General features: G+C 67.6%; 15 protein-coding genes. 6 read left to right on the plus strand and 9 right to left on the minus strand.

The features are described from left to right. Positions 1 to 312: 312 nt before the first annotated feature. On the minus strand, positions 313 to 1506 hold the full coding sequence (locus ACM0PB_RS00005; RefSeq protein ID WP_032954258.1) for an MFS transporter: 1194 nt from the start codon (positions 1504 to 1506) through the stop codon (positions 313 to 315). A gap of 93 nt (positions 1507 to 1599) precedes the next feature. Between ACM0PB_RS00005 and ACM0PB_RS00010 the strand changes: the two genes are divergently transcribed. Continuing rightward, on the plus strand, positions 1600 to 2529 hold the full coding sequence (locus tag ACM0PB_RS00010; RefSeq protein WP_005417015.1) for a LysR family transcriptional regulator: 930 nt from the start codon (positions 1600 to 1602) through the stop codon (positions 2527 to 2529). Positions 2530 to 2622: 93 nt separating this feature from the next. Here ACM0PB_RS00010 and ACM0PB_RS00015 read toward each other — a convergent pair whose 3' ends face one another. Further along, entirely contained in the window at positions 2623 to 4080 is a 1458-nt protein-coding gene (locus ACM0PB_RS00015) for an amidohydrolase family protein (RefSeq protein ID WP_235646162.1), read from the minus strand. Between the two features lie 54 nt (positions 4081 to 4134). Beyond that, positions 4135 to 4836 (minus strand): ankyrin repeat domain-containing protein, encoded by a 702-nt coding sequence (locus ACM0PB_RS00020; protein WP_065185738.1) that lies wholly within the window; start codon positions 4834 to 4836, stop codon positions 4135 to 4137. Between the two features lie 115 nt (positions 4837 to 4951). On the opposite strand from ACM0PB_RS00020, the gene ACM0PB_RS00025 reads away from it, so the two are divergent. After that, positions 4952 to 5833, plus strand: coding sequence for a LysR substrate-binding domain-containing protein (locus tag ACM0PB_RS00025; protein WP_005417024.1), 882 nt, complete (start codon positions 4952 to 4954; stop codon positions 5831 to 5833). 131 nt (positions 5834 to 5964) lie between these two features. Continuing rightward, positions 5965 to 6402, plus strand: coding sequence for a DUF3806 domain-containing protein (locus ACM0PB_RS00030; protein WP_414604881.1), 438 nt, complete (start codon positions 5965 to 5967; stop codon positions 6400 to 6402). Positions 6403 to 6450: 48 nt separating this feature from the next. On the opposite strand, the gene ACM0PB_RS00035 is transcribed toward ACM0PB_RS00030, so the two are convergent. Then, entirely contained in the window at positions 6451 to 7611 is a 1161-nt protein-coding gene (locus tag ACM0PB_RS00035) for an amidohydrolase family protein (RefSeq protein ID WP_005417027.1), read from the minus strand. Between the two features lie 183 nt (positions 7612 to 7794). Here ACM0PB_RS00035 and ACM0PB_RS00040 point away from each other — a divergent pair, with 183 nt between their 5' ends. Continuing rightward, a complete protein-coding gene (locus tag ACM0PB_RS00040) occupies positions 7795 to 8436 on the plus strand; it encodes a hypothetical protein (RefSeq protein ID WP_005417028.1) in 642 nt (213 codons plus the stop codon). Between the two features lie 30 nt (positions 8437 to 8466). On the opposite strand, the gene ACM0PB_RS00045 is transcribed toward ACM0PB_RS00040, so the two are convergent. Then, positions 8467 to 9093 (minus strand): hypothetical protein, encoded by a 627-nt coding sequence (locus ACM0PB_RS00045; protein WP_065185778.1) that lies wholly within the window; start codon positions 9091 to 9093, stop codon positions 8467 to 8469. A 110-nt stretch (positions 9094 to 9203) separates the two neighbouring features. Further along, complete coding sequence (locus tag ACM0PB_RS00050; protein ID WP_164093509.1) at positions 9204 to 11930, minus strand: TonB-dependent receptor plug domain-containing protein; 2727 nt, start codon at positions 11928 to 11930, stop codon at positions 9204 to 9206. Positions 11931 to 12110: 180 nt separating this feature from the next. On the opposite strand from ACM0PB_RS00050, the gene ACM0PB_RS00055 reads away from it, so the two are divergent. Continuing rightward, entirely contained in the window at positions 12111 to 12746 is a 636-nt protein-coding gene (locus tag ACM0PB_RS00055) for a GNAT family N-acetyltransferase (protein WP_005417030.1), read from the plus strand. On the opposite strand, the gene ACM0PB_RS00060 is transcribed toward ACM0PB_RS00055, so the two are convergent. Beyond that, positions 12743 to 13522 carry a CDP-diacylglycerol diphosphatase gene (locus ACM0PB_RS00060; RefSeq protein WP_414604197.1) on the minus strand — a complete coding sequence of 260 codons (780 nt, stop codon included), beginning with the start codon at positions 13520 to 13522 and terminating at the stop codon, positions 12743 to 12745. The genes ACM0PB_RS00055 and ACM0PB_RS00060 overlap by 4 nt on opposite strands. A gap of 68 nt (positions 13523 to 13590) precedes the next feature. Then, entirely contained in the window at positions 13591 to 14250 is a 660-nt protein-coding gene (locus ACM0PB_RS00065; RefSeq protein ID WP_065185744.1) for a decarboxylase, read from the minus strand. 169 nt (positions 14251 to 14419) lie between these two features. Here ACM0PB_RS00065 and ACM0PB_RS00070 point away from each other — a divergent pair, with 169 nt between their 5' ends. Continuing rightward, positions 14420 to 14716, plus strand: coding sequence for a hypothetical protein (locus tag ACM0PB_RS00070; RefSeq protein ID WP_005417035.1), 297 nt, complete (start codon positions 14420 to 14422; stop codon positions 14714 to 14716). A 98-nt stretch (positions 14717 to 14814) separates the two neighbouring features. Here the strand turns inward: ACM0PB_RS00070 and ACM0PB_RS00075 are convergent, their stop codons facing one another. Continuing rightward, a complete protein-coding gene (locus ACM0PB_RS00075; RefSeq protein WP_065185745.1) occupies positions 14815 to 15699 on the minus strand; it encodes a hypothetical protein in 885 nt (294 codons plus the stop codon). Between the last annotated feature and the right edge of the window lie 35 nt (positions 15700 to 15734).

Genomic DNA, 15734 nt, shown 5'->3' on the forward strand with positions numbered 1-15734 from the left:
GATCCGTTTTCCTCCGGAAAACGGATCTGACCCCAAGAGCCATTCCAACAGAAGGCGGGGTGGGTCCGGTTGCGGGGGCGTGAGCGCCATGGATGGCGCGACCGAGCCTCCATGGGTGAGGGCGCTTCGCTTGCGAAGCATTGCTTCGCAAGCGCCCGAACGCCCAGCCGCCAGCGGCTGGGCCGGACTGGGGATTCACGGCGTCCCCCGCAACCGGACCCACCCCGCCTCCCTACAGGAACCCCGCTGTTGCTGTTGCTGTTGCTGTTGCCTCCAGCAGGTGCAGGGCTGCAAGCCCTGCCGAACAACCCCCTACTTCAAACGCAGTGCCAGGCTGCCCCCCGCACACACCACCGCCAGCCAGGCCACGCCGTGCCACCCCCACTGCGCCAGCGCCAGGCTCCCCAGCGCACCACCGGCGGCCATGCCGATGAACATGCCGGTGAACAACAGCGCATTGAGCCGGCTGCGTGCCGGCGGCACCAGCCCGTAGACCAGGGTCTGGTGCGCCACCAGCGCCGACTGGAAGCCGAAGTCGAACAGCAGCGCACTCACCACCAGCAACGGCAACAGCGCGGCGGCCGGCAACCAGGCTTCGGCCAGCAGCAGGCCGAAGCCCAGCAGCGCCACCGCAATCGCCAGCCGTGCCACCGCATGGCACCCCAGTCGATCAGCGAAACGGCCGGCAAACGGCGCGGCCAATGCACCGGCCGCACCGGCGATACCGAACGCACCCGCCGCCGCACTGCCGAGGCCCAGACGTGCATGCAGCATCAGCGCCAGGGTCGACCAGAACGCGCTGAATCCCACGGCCAGCAGCGACTGGCTGGCCACCGCACGGCGCAGCTGCGGCTGCTCGCGCCACAACGCCAGCAACGAACCCAGCAACGCCGGATAGCGCAGCGTGCTGGTCGGCGCGAAACGCGGCAGTGCACGCGCCATCACCGCGCCCATCGCCGCCACGGATACCGCCGCCAGCACGAACTGCGTGCGCCAGCCCCACGCTTCAGCCACCACGCCACTGACCACCCGCGACAACAGGATGCCGAGCAGCAGGCCGGTCATCACCCGGCCGACGATCTGGCCGCGCTGCGCATCCGGTGCCAGCACCGCAGCGGCGGGAACGATGTCCTGCGCCAGCGTTGCCATCAGCCCGACCAGCAGGCTGGCCATCAGCAGGCCCGGCAGGTGCCCGGCCATCGCGGCGGCGCCCAGTGCCAGCGCCAGCAGCGCGGACTTCAACAGGATCAGATGGCGGCGGTCGAAGCGATCGCCCAGCGGTGCCAGCAGCAGGATGCCCAGTGCGTAGCCGAGCTGGGTCAAGGTTGGCACCAGGCCGGCGGCGCGCTCACCGGCGCCAAGGTCCTGGGCGATCAGGCCCAGCATGGGCTGGCTGTAATACAGCGACGCGACCGAGAAGCCGGCACCGGCCGCCATTGCCAGCACCAATGGGGCGGAAGGCACGGTCGCCGGTGCGGCCGCAACAGACAGCGAGGGGGTAGACATGGGGGAGCCCCGTAGAGGAAGTGAGCGTATCCTGCCTGTATTCGCCAAACGTCTGTAGTAGGCTCTGGCACATATATTTCATACGCCACACGCATGAATGACCTCGCCACCGGCGCTGATCGCCTGGATCTGCTGCGCACCTTCCTGCGCATCGTCGATGCCGGCAGCCTGTCTGCTGCGGCCCTGCAGCTGGGCACCACCCAGCCGACGGTCAGCCGACGCCTGCAGGCACTGGAGCGGCAGCTCGGCCTGCGTCTGCTGCAGCGCTCCACCCATGGCCTGCAACTGACCGAGGACGGCCTGCGCTGCCAGCGTCATGCGCAGCGCGTGGTCGACGAATGGGAGTCGCTGCAGGCCGAGCTGAACGGCGAACCGGAAACGCTGCGCGGACGCCTGCGGGTGATGGTGCCGCACGCCTTTGGCCAGGCGCAGCTGCTGCCTACCATGCTCGCATTCCTCGCCCAGCACCCGCAGCTGAGCCTGGAGTGGATCCTTGAAGATCGTCGCCCGGATTTCATCGCAGAAGGCATCGACTGCGCGGTGCGGGTGGGCCCTGTCGACGAACCGCGCATGGTTGCACTGCCGCTCGCAGAAGTGCCGCGCATCGTCGTGGCAGCGCCCTCGCTGGTGGACGCCACGGCGGTCAGTACGCCGGAACAGGCACAGTCACTGCCGTGGATCTCGCTGGTCACCTACTACCGCGAACGCCTGCTGCTGCATGATGCGCAGGGCCGGGCGCATACGCTGTCAATCAGCCCGCGCCTGCTCAGCGATAACCTGTTCGTGGTACAGCAGGCTGCGCGCGCCGGGCTGGGCGCAGCGGTGGTCTCGGCCTGGCTGGTGGCCGACGACCTCGCACAAGGGCGGCTGGTGCAGCTGCTGCCGGACTGGCAGGCACCGGCACTGCCGGTACACGTCGTGTTTCCTGCCGCGCGCCAGCAGCCGCCACGGCTGCGCGCCTTCATCGATGCGATGAAGGCCGCGTTGCCGCAGCTGCACGGAATGCGGCCGGCACCGCGCTAGGTCACCGGCCGCATCATCCACGCATGGCGTGGATTTCGTTCAAGACCACAGGGTCAGAGCCCTTCCCGTTGAGAAGGGATCCGACCCTGTCGATCATTGCGCCTTCGCAGCCTCGGCATTCCACGCCGCGACCTTGGCCTTGGTGTCGGCCAGCATCTTGTCCAGCGCGGCGCGGTCATACACGTTGCCGCGCAGGATCACGCTGTCGATCTTCTCGGTGGCGGCGATGTCCTGCAGTGGGTTGGCGGTCAGCAGCACCAGGTCGGCGGCCTTGCCCCGCGCGACATCACCGTAACGGTCCATCTGGCCGAACCAGGCCGGGCCGGAACGGGTTGCGGCCGACAGCGCCTGCGGCGCGCTCAGACCCTCCTTCACGAACAGCTGCAGTTCCTGGTGCAGGGCGATGCCCGGGAAGTTGAACGAGTTGAGGAAGCCCGCATCGGTGCCGGCAATGATCGTCACGCCCGCCTCCTGCAGCAACGGCAGCACGGCCGCCACCTGGTGGTACTGCGCGTGGCGCGCCTCGATCTGTGCCGGCGTCGCCTTCGCGGCGCGGTCCACGCGCCACTGGTAGGTCGCGCGCAGGCCCGGGCCGATGTAGGCCAGGTACGGATCGTTGGCGTGGTCATCCTGGTCCAGGAAATCGAGGATACGGCCACCGTTGAGGGTCGGGGTCACGAATACGCCGCGCTTGGCGAAATCACGGTAGGCGTGCATCGCGGTGTCACGGTCGAAGCTGGCGTCGAGGCGGCGATTGGCTTCCGCGCGGTCGATGCGGCCGGCGCCGAAGTCGGCGGCGATCTTCGCTTCGTCCTTGCTGCCGGCCTTGAATGCGTAGTCCAGGTGCTCGATCGAGGCCAGGCCGGCATCGACCGCCTGCTCCACCGTCAGCGCCATCGGAATGTGGCCCGAGGCCTTGAAGCCGGCCTTGCGCGCTGCGCTGGCCGAATACAGGAACAGATCCGGCTTCAGCGTGCTGTCGGTGATCTTCACGAAGTCGACCCTGTCGTGCTGCAGTCGGGTGATCGCCTTGTCGACGTCGGCCTCGCTACCCGCTTCGATCGTGCCCTTCCAGACCGGCTTGATGCCTTCGATCTTCGCGCCGGAACTGAGCAGGCGCGGGCCGAACAGCGTGCCCCTGGCGATCTCGCCACGCCACTGCAGCACCTGCTCGGGCAGGTCGCCCGAGCAGTCACGCACGGTGGTGATGCCGTGCGCGATGTACAGCGGCAACAGTGCCTTGTTCTCTTCGATCAGCGCCGGGCCACCACCGAAGTGCACATGCATGTCCCACAGGCCCGGGATCAGGTATTTGCCCTTGGCATCGATCTGGCGGGCCGCGCTCCACTGGCTGCGCAGCTGCGCGTCCGGGCCCACCGCGACGATGTCCTCGCCGCGGATCACCACGCTCTGCCCGGCCCGCGTGCTGGCGTGCTCGACGTCGACCACGATGGCATTGCGGATCAGCAGGTCGGCGCGCTCGGCAGCAGATACCGACAGCGGCGCCACCGCAAGAAGGATGGCAAGGGACAACGGGCGGGAACGGAACATGATGGACAGCATCCTGGTAGGCACGGCCAGCGTGCGGGTGGAAGGAGTAGCGGTTCAGCGCGCCGCGCCGTGCTGGCGCAGCAGGGTTTCAATGCCGGCATAGCCACGCTGGCGCGCGTGCGCCAGTGGCGTTACGCCATCGCCATCGGCCAGCTCCGGGTCGGCACCGGCCTCCAGCAGCAGCTGCACGATCTGCACATGGCGTTCACCACCGTCGCCAAGCAGGATCGCTTCCAGCAGCGCGGTCCAGTGCAGGCGGTTGACGTGGTCCACCGCCACACCTGCACGCAGCAGCATGCGCACGGTGCTGACGTGGCCGCGCTCGGCGGCCGGAATCAACGCAGTGCCCCCATAGCGGTTGGTGCTGCGCAGATCGGCGCCGTGCGCCAGGGTCATCGCCAGGATCTCATCCAGGCCGCGCGCGCCGGCATACAGGTAGGCACTGTCCTGCAGCGCATCCTTGGCATTGACGTCCGCCCCGGCCTCGATCAGTTCGCGCGCGGCATCCACGTTGTTGCCCTGCGTGGCCAGCAGCAGCGCCGTGCGGCCCTGGCCATCGTGCGCCTCCAGCGTGGCGCCATCCTCGATCGCCTGTCGCACCGCATCGGCGTCGCCGCGGCTGGCGGCATCACGCAGGCGCGCGTCTGCGTCGGCTCTGGAGGTGGCAGTGCAGGCAGGGGTGACCATGGCCAGCAGACACAACAACAGCACGCGCGTGAACGGTGCAGGCCAGCCAGCAGGGCAATGGAAGCGCATCACGGTGTCTCCTTTTCTCCATCGCCGCAGGGCGATGGTCGCAGGAGCCGCGCATTGCCGGCCCCTGCCCCGCATGGTAGAAGTCGGCCTGGGTATCCAGAAGTGAAATGTTCAAATGCAAGACAGTGCCAAATCGAATAGAACCCTGTTCGAACTGGACCTGCTGCGGGCGCTGGTGATGGTGGCCGACTGCGGCAGCTTCACCACGGCGGCCACGCGCCTGCATTCGACGCAGTCCACGGTCAGCCAGAAGGTACGGCGGCTGGAGGAACTGGCCGGGCATCGCCTGCTCGAGCGCGGCCACCGCGATGTACACCCCACCGACGCCGGCCACACCCTGCTCGGCTATGCGCGGCGCATGCTCGACCTGAACGAGGAAATGGCACAGGCGCTGGCCGGCGCGACGGTGGAAACTGCGGTCCGCATCGGCGTACCCGAAGACTTCGTCAACCCGCAGACCACCCGCATGCTGGCCGCCTTCAGCCGCCGCCACCCGCAGGTGAAGCTGGAGATCAGCAGCGGCCTGAGCCGTGACCTGGCCCAGGGCTTCGACCACGGCGAGCTGGACCTGGTGCTGGTCAAGCAACGCCGCAACAGCCGCCAGGCGGTGCATTGCCGGCACGAGCCGATGCACTGGATCGACAGCCTGCGCAGCAGCTGCCTGCAGCAGGACCCGCTGCCGCTGGTCACCTTCCCGCCGCGAGGGCTGTACCGCGACGAGATGATCCACGCCGTGGAAGCGCTGGGCCTGCGCTGGCGCATTGCCTTCACCAGTTCGTCGCTGAGTGGCATCCAGGGCGCGGTGGCTGATGGCATCGGCGTCAGCCTGCTGCCGCGCCGCGCGGTCACGCGCGAGCACCGCATCATCGATGGCGAGCGCGGGCTGCCGGTGATCGACAACTACGAAATCGGTCTGCTGCATCGTGCCGATGCCGATGATGCGGTGCGGGCACTGGCCAGCGAGCTGTGGCGGCAGGTACAGCGCGAACCGGACTGACCACTATAGATCCACGCCACGCGTGGATGCCTTTCGCGCATTGATCATCGATATCTGATCAATCTTGCCGCACGGCGGGAATCATCGCCTCGTACAGTGCCCCCTGCTTCCGTGCTCCACGGCGCCTCGCCATGTCCGACCAACCCCCGACCCGATTCGATCCCCTGCCTGCAGCCCTGCAGACGCACCTGCAGCACCAGCGTGCACGGATCGCCTCACGCGTGGCCGCCAGCTTCCCGACGTTGCCGGTGCAATGGCCGCTGGCCGCCAGCACATTGCAGCGCGTGGTCGATGCCGAACTGATCGATCGTGACGACTGCGGCGGCTGGGAAGCGCTGGGCGTGGCGTTCAGTGACATTCTGGCCCAGCGCGTGCCGGGCCTGGCCTGGATGCAGGTCACCGATGCCTGGGGCATCGATGCGGTGCTGCGCCATGCCGACAGCAGCCTGCAGATCGGCGCCAGCACCCTGCTGCTCAAGCGCGTGGAGCAGGGCGAGGTCATCGACATCGCCCATCTGCTGGCGTGGCTGGAAGAATTCGTCGCTACCCGCGCCGACGATTACGCCTGAAAGCCGCCGGGCATGGCTCGGTGCTACAGAGGTTGGCGCGGCCTGGATCTACAGCCAGCGGCCGTCCACCACCACGCGTCGCTCCACCGGCACTGCGGCCACGGCCGCCGGACCGTGATCGGCGCGCACCGCCACGAAGGTGGCCGGCAGGCCTTCGGCAATGCCGTGCTGCGGCAGCCCGATCACCTGCGCGGCGTGGGTGGTGACCATGTCCAGCGCCAGCATCAGGTCGGCATCGGTGTAGAAGCCCGAGCGGTAGCCCAGCAGCATCGCCCGCTGCAGCAGATCGCCGTTGCCGTACGGCCACCAGCAGTCACGGATGTTGTCATTGCCAGCGAACACGCGCACGCCGGCATCATGCAGCGCACGCAGCGGCGGGAACGGATGATCCCCCGGCGCGTTGCTCATGATCGCTACGCCCGCCGTCGCCAGCGCCTCGCCCACCTGCACCGCGCGCGCCAGCGGCACTTCGCCCAGCGAGTAGGCATGACTGACCGCCACCCGCCCCTGCAGGCCAGCGGCCCGGGTCCGCGCGGCAATGCGCAGCAACTGGGCCAGTCCGGTTTCGCCGGGCTCGTGCAGGTGGATGTCCAGGCGCACGCCATAGCGCTCGGCCAGGCCGAACAGCAGTGCCAGTTGGCCTTCGGCATCGCCATCCAGCGTGGTCGGGTCGATGCCTCCCAGCACCTCCACGCCCGCTGCAAGGGCCTGCTCAAGCACGGCGGCGGTACCCGGACAGGACATCACCCCGGCCTGCGGGAACGCTACCAGCTGGATGCGCATGAGGCCGGCACAGCGGAGCGAGGCCTCGCGTACCGCCTCGAGATGACGCAGGCCCGTGCTGCCGTCGATGTCGACGTGGCAGCGCATGGCCACCGTGCCGAAGCGGCTGCACTGGCGGATCAATGCCTCGGCACGGTCCACCATCGGCGCGGCACCCGCTACCGCGGCCTTCTCCACCGCCAGCCGCTCACGCAGGCTGTTCACCGGCTGATGCGGGTGCCAGCGGTCTCCGACAAAACTCTTGTCCAGATGGATGTGGCCGTCGACCAGCCCGGGCAGGACCGCGAAGCCCTGCAGGTCGACGCATTCCGCCCCGTCGGCCGGCGAGGCCTCGCCATTGAGGCCGCTGATGCGGCCATCACGGATATGGAAATGCAGCGGCGCACCGTTGCGGTCGACACCGCCATGGACGAACTGGAGGGTCATCGGGAACTCCTGGAATGCCAAGACTGCCGCCATCGTGCGCCCCGCTGCACCCATCGACCAACGAAATATCTGGATGGCACGCATTCACCAGGACGATGATTGCGCCTGCGACAACCGGTCGCAGCCACGCCGTGCACACCCCTGAACAGGTAACATGGGCGCCTGTTTCCGTTGTGATGCCGCATGGGCCCGTCCGACCGCCACGATCGTCTCCGCCGCTGGCAGGCCGCATCCCTGCTTGCCGCCGCCCCGATCGCCAGCCTGTCCGCCACTGATGCTGCGGCCGCTGCACCGCTGCAGTCGCCGCCGGGCCAGCAGCGCATCGCACCGGCTGCACTGGTCGAGCGCCTGCACCAGCGCGTGCTGTCCGGGCAGAGCGCCACCGCCACGCTGGAACACTGGTGCGCCGAACATGGGCTGGCCGAACAAGCCCGGGTGCGCGCGGTGCGCGTGCACGGCCAGGACAAGCCTGCCCCCGCCGACGTTCTGCAGGCGCTGGGCGCGACGCCGGGTACCGAACTGCGCTATCGCCGCGTACAGCTGGTCTGCGGCAGCCGCGTGCTGTCCGAGGCCGACAACTGGTACCTGCCTGGCCACCTCAGCCCGGCCATGAACCAGGTGCTGGACAGCACCGACGAACCGTTCGGTCGCGTGGTCGGCCCGCTCGGTTTCCAGCGCCAGACCCTGGCTGACCAGACGTTCTGGCCGCCGCGGGGCGAAGGCGATCACGGCGTGATCCTCGAGGTGCGTGCCTTGTTGCGCGACCGCCAGCAGCAGCCTTTCAGCTACGTCATCGAGTCATACCTGCAGCAGGCGCTGCCGTAACGCGCAGTGGGTCCCGGGCATATCCCGCCGCTACCGACCCGTGATGGCGTTGGCGGCCGGGTCCACCGAGAACACGAAACGCCCACCGTGCTGGTCCCTGCCCCACGTCATCGGTGCCGTGGCCAGGCTGTAGGCCGGACTCGCCTTGTCCATGCCGATCGCCTCGGACCAGGCGCTGAAATCCTCATCGGTGCGGCTGCGGATCTCGCCGACACACAGGCTGTAGCCACAGGCAAAAGACACCAGCGTGCCGTCGCTGCCGATGAGCCGGGTCGCAGCCGTCCTGTAGAGCCGGGTCAGGTCCTGCACTTCCGGGTGGCCCGCCGCATCCTGCTCGAACTGGCTGATCGCCTGCGCAAAGGCGTTGTCCGAGCCCAGGATCACGTCGCTCTTTTCCGCCGACAGTGCTCCTTCAGTCAACAGCAAGCGCTCGCCCTCAAGGAAGTGTCCCTCCGGATCCGCAGGCCCTTGCCCGGCCGTCGCACGCGTCGATGCCGTTGGCACGCGCGCTGATCCAGCATCGGTCACTGCATTGGAAAGAGACGGCACGGGCGCGGCGCTGGCCGCCTCCGCAGCATCGTCCACACTGGCCGCCTGCTTGCTGCTGCAACCGGCAATGGCCAGCACGGCAATCACACTCCACACTCTGGCATCCATGCGCATCATCCTCCGGGTATCGCCACAGCATGCCACGCGCGCAGCGGCAGCACCGGTGCACTGCACAAAGAAAAGCCCGGCAATGCCGGGCCTTTCGTTCGCCTGCCGGATCAACGGAACCGGTAATCCAGCTGCAGCCAGTATTGGCGGCCATACGGGTCGTAGTTGCCGACCGGGTAGAACGGCCAGCCGCCCCCGTTCCTGTCTGCCGGCGGGCGGCTGTCACGCAGGTTGTTGACGATCACGCCCACCGACAGGTTCTCGCCGAACTGGCGGAACACGCTGGCGTTGTAGGTCATGTACGGCGCGATGCGGCCACTGCCATCGGTCTTCGGCAGTGAACCGAAACGATTGCCGTACAGCGTGGTGGTCCAGTCACCCTGGTTCCAGGTGATGCTGCCATTGGCCTTGCTGCGCCACTGGTAATCATCCAGCGAATTGCGGATGTCACGCTCCGGATCATCGGAGAACTGCCGGTACTTGTGCTCCAGCACCACGGTGTAGGCCAGGCGCGTGGTGAAGCGGCCATAGCGGCCGGCATCGAAACGCCAGTTGCCCTTCAGGTCCAGGCCGCGCACCGATTCGGAGGCCGCGTTGATCGGATTGATGAGCACGCGGGTCACCTGGTCCGGCTGCACCGTGGCGTTGGACGGATTGCGGATCACCCGCGACAGTGCGTCCTGGCACAGCGGTGAACCGATATCGCGCGCTTCGCCGCCCAGCGTGCGGCCCAGGCGGCAATCGGCCTCGTCACGCAGGATACGGCTGGTATCGAGGCTGGTCACCTCGTTGTCGATGCGGATGTCGTAGTAGTCGGCGCTGAAATCCAGCCCGGACAGCGGCGACCAGACCACGCCGAAGCCGTACGACTTTGCGGTTTCCGGCTGCAACTGTGCGTTGGCGCGGTTGCTGTAGTCGATCGACAGGCCGTTGTAGTCGCAGTTGTCGTACGACTGGCCTGCAGTACGGCAGCGCCAGTAATCGGTCATGCCCGGGTTGTAGCCGCGGGTCTCGGTGGCGAACACGTAGTTCATGTCCGGCGCACGGAAGCTGGTCGCGGCAGAGCCGCGGATCAACAGGCTCTCGATCGGGCGGAACTCGACGCCGAAGCTCCAGGTCGCCTTGCCGATGTGCTCGCCGCCTGCGCGGTACTGGTCGTAGCGGCCGGCCAGCGTGGTGGTCAGCGATTGCAGCAACGGCAACTGCAGTTCAACGCCGGCCGCATAGCGATCGCGATCACCGCCGGCACCGATACCGGCGCTGGTGTTCCAGAACTCGCCGGTGCCCAGCCGCGGGTCCGGGCGGTTGCGGTAGCCCTGGCTGCCGGCCTCGACCACTGCGGCCAGCGCAGCATCGCCGCCCGGCAGTGCGAACAGGCGGCCATTGACACTGGCACTGAAGGTCTGCAGCCACGCCGCGTTGCGACTTTCCTGATAGTCGGACAGGCCCGCATACTCGTTCGGAGTCAAAGGCTTGAACAGGCGCACCGGGTCCGGCGCATAGACCTCCACGCCATTGCGCACGCCCAGCTTCGGGCCCAGCAGGTACTCGTTGATGCCGGCCAGCAGCACCGGGCGACGGGTTCGGTTCTCGTAGCGCGACCGGCTGTAGACCGCCTCGTAGTCCCAGCCGCTGTCGCCGATCTGGCCGCGTGCGCCCACGTTGAACGACCACGAGTTCTCCAGGAACCGATTGGCATTGCGCGGCAGGCCACCGATTTCTTCCGGCGCGAAGCGGCGGTACCAGCTCTCCAGGTTTCCGCTGTTCTGGTTGTAGAAGTAGTTGCGTGAGGACGTCCAGGTCGGCGCGCGCGTGTTGTTGTAGATGCGCGCGCTGCCCACGGCGACATCGGCGAACAGGTCGGTGGTGTCGTTGACGTGGAAGGTCAACAGGCCATAGCCATTGAGGTTGCGCTTCTGGGTCTGCATGGTCCAGTAGCTGGCGGCGGCCTCGTTGCTGCCGCAGTACCAGCCCTGGCGCGGGTTGTTGGCACGGAACACGCTGCCGCCATAAATGCCCGACGCTGCGTCGCAGCCGCTCACGCCCGGATCGATGTTGCGGCCGGTGGCAGCATTGCGGCGATAGGCGATCGCGGTCGCCTGCGGTGCCTTGCCGGCCGGATCATCGTCCAGTGAATCCATGAAGTCGCGTTGGCGCGCGTGGATCGCCTTGCGCACGTCGAACTCGAAGCCGAACAGCGCATCCCAACGCTCGCCGGAACTGCCACCGACCACCTGCGCGCGCTGGTTGTCACCCCCGCCCTGCTGGGTGCCGCCGGCGCGCACGTTCACGTCCACGCCTTCAAAGCGGTCCTTGAGGATGATGTTGACCACGCCGGCGATGGCATCGGAGCCATACACCGCCGACGCACCCGCGGCGAGCACCTCGATGCGCTCGATCAGGGCGCTGGGAATGTTGGCGAGGTTGACCACGTTCACCGAGCCCTCGTAGGCCAGCGGGTAGTCGGCCTGGCGGCGGCCGTTGACCAGCACCAGCGTGCGGTTCGGACCCAGTCCACGCAGGTTGATGGTGTTGGCGGCCGGCGTGAACGTATTGCCGAAGTCCTCGCCCTGCACGTTGCCGGTGTTCTCGGTCAGCGCGCTCAGCGCGTCGAAGGCATTGCGGTAGCCCTGCGCATCGATCTGCTCGCGGCTGATCACCGTCACTGGCGAGGGCCCCTCGACACTGGCACGGGGAATGCGCGAGCCGGTGACCTTCACTTCCTGCAATGTGGTGGGTGCGCTTTCCTGCGCGAAGGCCGGCAGCGAGACCAGCATCAGGGACGACAGCGCGAGCACCAGCGGACGCGGGCGCAACGCCTTGTGGGAGGCGGACATGGGCTTCCTGGGGGAGTGGGCGGGTGTACGGGGGAGCCGTGGCCTGTGCGGCACATAACGATCCCGTAACGAAAGTGTCCTGAATGGGTGGTTTCAACGGAAATGACCAGCCCTGATGGGCTTATGCCTGAACCGAATCAGACGGACCCACGGCACCGCCACACTTTTGCAATGAATTGCATGGTCTGGCGCGCTTCCGATACGCATCGTGCATGGATGACCAACCGCGCCACCTACACTCACCTCGCCCCGCTGCGCCCCGTCCTGCGCCGCCACCTGCTGCACCTCCAGGCAACGCCCATCACCCTGCGTTCCTTCCAGCGCACCGATCTGCCGCGCTGGCGCACCTTCGACGACCGTCGCCAGCGCGGCCAACGGCCTTCCTACGGCATTGATGAAGAGGCCCGCTTCCTCGCCAGCGTCCATCGTTCACGCCTACAGGAAGACAACGATCTGCTGGTACTGGGCGTGTTCGACGACGCGCAGGGCATCCTGCACGACCAACTGCATGTCCGCCTGCAGTCACTGCATTCGCGCTGCGCAGAACTGCAGTCGCTGCAGCACCGCAACGCCCATCCACAGGCCGCACTGCGCGCGCTGTGCCCGTTCCTGTTCGACAATGTCGGCCTGCATCGCATCTTCGTACTGCTGCCACCGGGTTGCACCACCCCTTTCGCCCAGGCACTGCAGGCCCTGGGCTTCATGCGTGAAGGCATCCTGCGCGACTTCCACCTGGACGCCGAGGGATGGCATGACCGCCAGTTGCTGGCGCTTACCGCGCCAGCGTGGCACAGCCACCTGCAGCGGATCGGCTAGCGCACCCGCTCCAGTGCCGCACCCGCGCCGATCAGCACCGTGCAGGCGTGATCCTGCAGTTCTTCGCCGCTGGCATCGTTGCCACTGGCGGCATCCACGCGGGTGGCCAGCAGGATGAAGCCGGGGCCACCCTGCACGTCATCGCGTCCGGCCACCACCAGGCTCCACTGGCCCACATCGCCTACGCCGCTCAGGCCATAGGCCAGCAGGTTGAGCGGATTGGCGGTCATTTCCGCACCGGGCAACAGATAGGCCTGGTACTGATGCCCGCGCAGAAGCACCGGCAACGGTGACCAGCGTGGCCCCAGGGCGCCGGCGTGTGCATCCAGGGCCTGCAGCACGTCCGTGCGCAGGCAATCGACATGGATATGCAACTGGTGCTGCGACCGTCCGTGCGGTGAATTCAGCGCCAGGCTGGCTACGTTGCGCGGTAATGGCTGGCCCAGGGCCTGTTCGGTGTGCGCGCGCGCCTGCCAGGCGGCCGCGAAATAGTTGGGCGCCCCACGCTGGTAAAGACCGCGGTTCTCGATGCCACTTACCTTGTCCAGCGGCATCAGCAGGAACTGGTAGTCACCGTGTGCATCCTTGACCAGCACGTCACGGCGGCCGGCCGCCGTCTCCACCCGCAGGCAGCTGCCGCGCGGGCCGTCAGCTGCCTGGCAGTCACGCTCGATCAGGCGCCACAGCGCATCGGAATGGACGGGCGGCGGAGGCGGCGCGCTCGCACAGGCGGACAACAGCAGCAGCGGCGACAGCAGCAACGAGCGCAGGGACACGGCGGCGACTCACGGAACAGGCACGGCAGGCGGCGCCGCACTGCATTCTAGCCAGCGCGGTGCTGCAATCAGTAGGTGCCGAACGGCACTTCAACCACGATCGGAGCCACGCCGTCGCCCGCCTGCAGGGTGTAGCGGTCCAGTGCGCCATCATCTTCGGCGTGCGGCTGGCGCTGGAAATGCAGGGGATAACGGTCATCACCCAGGCGCACGGCGCTGCCATCGGCCTCCAGCGCGGCACCTTCGGGAATCAGCAGCCCCCCCAGGTCGCTGTAGGCCCCCGGCACATCGGTGAAACCATAGTCAGCCAGTTCATCCACGCGCTGCATCGCATAGACGTGCGGCAGGTAGGGGCGTGCCGGGCTGCGGCCATTGCTGAGGTCGGTCACCCAGGCCTGTGGCAGGTGGTATTGCTCGCGCAGTGCGGCCACGCCCAGCGACGGGCTGGCCACCTGCAGGCAGCACACCGCGCGCTTGCCCTCACGATCGACAATGGCGAATCGATCGCCGCGGGTGGCGGCCTGCGGCAGCATCGCGAACGCCAGGTTGCGCTGGGCGGGTGCGTAGCCTGCCTCGGTCTGCAGGTTGCGCCAGGCACCGAACACCGGCGCTTCCGCAGCGGCGTCCGGCGTCGGCTCGATGGCAGAGGCGGCAAACGCCACGCCCAGCACCGACACTGCCAGTACTCTTCTCGCCCTGCGCTTGTCGCGCAAACTGCCTGCCGTCATAGCGTATCCAACACCTGCACCGGAATGGCCCGGCCTGCCCGCTGGCGTGCTGCCAGCCATCCCTCCCACTATGCAATGACCACGCTGTGCCGGCAATGACCGGAGTGCTGACGCCTTTCGCGCGACGGGTGCTATCGTTCCGCCATCTTCCCTGCGCAGGAGCGCTCGCATGTCCGCCTTCCGTCTGTCCCTGTTACTGCCTGCGTCGGCCCTGCTGCTGTCGGCCTGCGTCAGCACCCCTGGCCCGCAGGTCAAGGGTACCGGCCACTGCGATGCCAGCCAGCTGGGCTGGGCAATCGGCCAGCCGGCCAACGAACCCAACATCCGCCGCCTGTCCAGCGAGAGCGGCGCCGGCCTGGTCAACCCGATCGGCCCCAGCACCATCACCACGAAGGACATCCGCCAGGATCGCCTGCGCGTGTACGTGGACAAGGACAACATCATCACCGCTACCCGTTGCGAGTAAGCGCCGCCTCAGTTTTTGTAGAGCCGAGCCCACGCTCGGCTGCTCTGCGGTCGGGCCACGCGAGAACCCGAGTCGAGCATGGCTCGGCTCTCTAGGGCTCAGGGTTCGGTATACCCCGCGCAGTCCGGCAGCGCCTGGTCGGGGTGGAACACCCCATCATTGAAGCGGAACAGCCGCGTGTAGCTGCATGCCGGGTCCTGCTCGGTGCGCAGGTCCTTCTTCTTCAGCGGGCCCTTGGCCAGCGAATCCTCGAAACGCGAAACGCCCGCCGGAAAGCGGGTTGCCACCGTCTGGTAGCGCAGCACCGGCATGCCCTCGGCCACCGGATCCAGCCCGAGCCTGGCCGAGAACCCGTATTCGTCGTGGCAGGCGCCTGCGCGCTGCTTCATGTCCTGCTCGCTGAAACACGCACGGATCATCGCATTGCCCAGCCATGGCACCGTCAGCACGTCGTCGTCCACCTGGATGTCGTCCTGCAGGTGGCGCACGCGTGCCAACTGCAGCGTGGACGCGTCGGCACCTCCACCGGAGTACATGGTGCTGAACTTGACGATGCCGCCTACCAGCACATTCTGGTGGGCGCGCTGCTGCGGGTCGGTCACCGGCTCATCGCTGCCGATACCCGGAGCCAGACGCACGATCCACGGCCACAGCGACAGCTCGCTTTCCTGCGGCACGTCGATGCTGACGTGGTAGGTATGCGCTTCGCTTTCGCCGGCCACCCGTTCAGAGACTTCCAGCGTCGTTGGCCGATCACCGTCCTCGGCCACCGGTTGCACACGCACGCACCAGACACGATCAAGCGTGCAGTACTGCGTGCGTACTTCGCCCTGCCCGCCCTGTTCCAGCACCTGCCCCAGCGGTTCCATCACGTTTCCGGCGGCATCGCGCTGCTGCGGCAGGATAGAAGACTGCGCCAGCACCAGCAGCGGGGTCGCCAGCAATGCAGCGCACAGGGCGGCGCGGACGGGAATGGAAGGCATGGGCGGCTCCTGTGGCTGGGATTCCGATGGTAACC

Source organism: Stenotrophomonas sp. AR029 (genome assembly GCF_047520695.2).
GTDB classification, from domain to species: Bacteria; Pseudomonadota; Gammaproteobacteria; order Xanthomonadales; family Xanthomonadaceae; genus Stenotrophomonas; species Stenotrophomonas sepilia.

What these genes read in the sequence shown, in the direction of transcription:
- ACM0PB_RS00050 (WP_164093509.1), bottom strand. Translation starts at nt 11,930, where the DNA reads ATGTCCGCCTCCCACAAGGCGTTGCGCCCGCGTCCGCTGGTGCTCGCG.
- ACM0PB_RS00045 (WP_065185778.1), bottom strand. Translation starts at nt 9,093, where the DNA reads ATGGATGCCAGAGTGTGGAGTGTGATTGCCGTGCTGGCCATTGCCGGT.
- ACM0PB_RS00040 (WP_005417028.1), top strand. Translation starts at nt 7,795, where the DNA reads ATGGGCCCGTCCGACCGCCACGATCGTCTCCGCCGCTGGCAGGCCGCA.
- ACM0PB_RS00010 (WP_005417015.1), top strand. Translation starts at nt 1,600, where the DNA reads ATGAATGACCTCGCCACCGGCGCTGATCGCCTGGATCTGCTGCGCACC.
- ACM0PB_RS00065 (WP_065185744.1), bottom strand. Translation starts at nt 14,250, where the DNA reads ATGACGGCAGGCAGTTTGCGCGACAAGCGCAGGGCGAGAAGAGTACTG.
- ACM0PB_RS00030 (WP_414604881.1), top strand. Translation starts at nt 5,965, where the DNA reads ATGTCCGACCAACCCCCGACCCGATTCGATCCCCTGCCTGCAGCCCTG.
- ACM0PB_RS00035 (WP_005417027.1), bottom strand. Translation starts at nt 7,611, where the DNA reads ATGACCCTCCAGTTCGTCCATGGCGGTGTCGACCGCAACGGTGCGCCG.
- ACM0PB_RS00075 (WP_065185745.1), bottom strand. Translation starts at nt 15,699, where the DNA reads ATGCCTTCCATTCCCGTCCGCGCCGCCCTGTGCGCTGCATTGCTGGCG.
- ACM0PB_RS00055 (WP_005417030.1), top strand. Translation starts at nt 12,111, where the DNA reads ATGGTCTGGCGCGCTTCCGATACGCATCGTGCATGGATGACCAACCGC.
- ACM0PB_RS00025 (WP_005417024.1), top strand. Translation starts at nt 4,952, where the DNA reads ATGCAAGACAGTGCCAAATCGAATAGAACCCTGTTCGAACTGGACCTG.
- ACM0PB_RS00020 (WP_065185738.1), bottom strand. Translation starts at nt 4,836, where the DNA reads ATGCGCTTCCATTGCCCTGCTGGCTGGCCTGCACCGTTCACGCGCGTG.
- ACM0PB_RS00070 (WP_005417035.1), top strand. Translation starts at nt 14,420, where the DNA reads ATGTCCGCCTTCCGTCTGTCCCTGTTACTGCCTGCGTCGGCCCTGCTG.
- ACM0PB_RS00015 (WP_235646162.1), bottom strand. Translation starts at nt 4,080, where the DNA reads ATGTTCCGTTCCCGCCCGTTGTCCCTTGCCATCCTTCTTGCGGTGGCG.
- ACM0PB_RS00005 (WP_032954258.1), bottom strand. Translation starts at nt 1,506, where the DNA reads ATGTCTACCCCCTCGCTGTCTGTTGCGGCCGCACCGGCGACCGTGCCT.